Origin of the sequence: Rhizobium sp. CF122 (assembly GCF_000282035.1) — a bacterium.
GTDB lineage: Bacteria > Pseudomonadota > Alphaproteobacteria > Rhizobiales > Rhizobiaceae > Rhizobium.
In genome coordinates this window covers 1-1503 of record NZ_AKKA01000004.1, presented here as the reverse complement: position 1 = coordinate 1503, position 1503 = coordinate 1, and the positions used below count along the sequence as shown (strand labels likewise).

At 57.7% G+C, this 1503-nt stretch carries 1 protein-coding gene; it reads right to left on the bottom strand.

The window, feature by feature from the left end; translation table 11 throughout:
• Nucleotides 1-280: 280 nt before the first annotated feature.
• Nucleotides 281-1396 carry an IS110 family transposase gene (locus tag PMI09_RS00050; RefSeq protein WP_007787704.1) on the bottom strand — a complete coding sequence of 372 codons (1116 nt, stop codon included), beginning with the start codon at nucleotides 1394-1396 and terminating at the stop codon, nucleotides 281-283.
• Nucleotides 1397-1503 lie beyond the last annotated feature (107 nt).

The following is a 1503-nucleotide window of genomic DNA, read 5'->3' as shown; positions in this document are numbered from 1 at the left end:
TTCACCGCTCTGATGTCCGCTGTCAACGCTCTCGACGCACCTCGCCTAGCGTTCAGAAGAACGTCTTGCAGTCTTGTTCGCGCATTGGAGGAGGCGGAACCCAAGGACGTCGGTGATCAAGCTCTGATACGCGGGTTGGGTACCGCATTCCCGATTTTGCGTCCGGGGCTGTTCCTGTCTTACTGCGGGCGTCGGTCGTGCCGGCCACAAAGCGGTGAACGGACATTCCCCTGCCGTTGTCCCGCCTCCACCAATACGCGAGTTCTGATGGCCGCGGCTGTTATGGAGTGTTCTGCCGCACCTCTCTTGCAACCGCCCACATAAAGCCTGCGAGTTCCCGCGCAATTGCTGTGCAAACAACCGTGGACTTCTTTCCCCTCGCAGTCAGCCTGCGATAGCGGGCTGTTAGTCGGATCTGGGCTTTCCATGCGATATCCCGGATCGGCGATGACACTTGTTCCAAACGATAAAACTTCCTCTTGCTGATCCGAGGTGGATACCGATACGTCCAGGAACTCTCGACCAGTAATGTGCGGACGCGGCTGTTTCCGGCTTTGGTGATTCCGCCCCTTTTTGTTGTCTCTCCGGTCGACCGCTCTCCGGGAACGAGACCGAGATAGCCCATCAGTTGGCGGGGGCTCTCAAACCGACCAACATCCCCAACCTCCGTCGCAAACGTCACCGCGATGATCAGATCAACGCCGCGCAACGCTTGTAGCGCTCGTACCGTTGGCGCCAGGGACCAGTTCGAGACGAACTCGCCGATGACCTTCTCTAATCGCTCTGCTCTCGCTTTGGAGGTGCACACAGCTTCAACCATTTCCTGGAGTGCGATTTTATGCGCTGGATGGGCGAAGCTTTGTTCGTGCAGCCATTGAAGATAGCGCTTCGTCCAGCTCTTCTTGCCTGGATAGATACGACCGTGCTTCAACATGAAGGCGCTGATCTGCTGGCGATGGATGCGCAACGTCTCAACAGCACTCGTGCGGGCCCGGACAAGATCCCGCATAGCTTCGTGGCCTTCATCCGGAACCCAGACCGCTGTGAGCTCGCCGGCCCGCAATAGCCGGGCGAGCGAAATGGCATCACGACGGTTGTTCTTTACCCGATCACCTGGCTTCTTCGGAATGAGCGACGGAGCGACAACGATGCATTCGTGGCCAAGCGAACGGATAAGCCTGTAAAGCCCGTAGCCTGTAGGACCGGCCTCGTAACAGAAACATACCCGCTCAAACCTTGCGGCTATCCGGTGGATCGCGCGGCGCATTCCGGCATCCGAAGCTTCGACTTCACCGAAATAGCGTATCTCACCACTGCGGCCGGCCTCAGCAATGGCAATCGCATTCCTTAGCTTGGCAACATCGATTCCGACAAAAGCTTCTGTATAATCTGACATGGCTCGTCCTCCTGTTATGAGGATCGGCTCGGGCCCATCCGAGCAACCCTCGGAAGAGCAGTGTAGGGCGAGCCACCTCACTCCCGAAGAAGGACATACGGTCTTAC

What these genes read in the sequence shown, in the direction of transcription:
- PMI09_RS00050 (WP_007787704.1), bottom strand. Translation starts at nt 1,396, where the DNA reads ATGTCAGATTATACAGAAGCTTTTGTCGGAATCGATGTTGCCAAGCTA.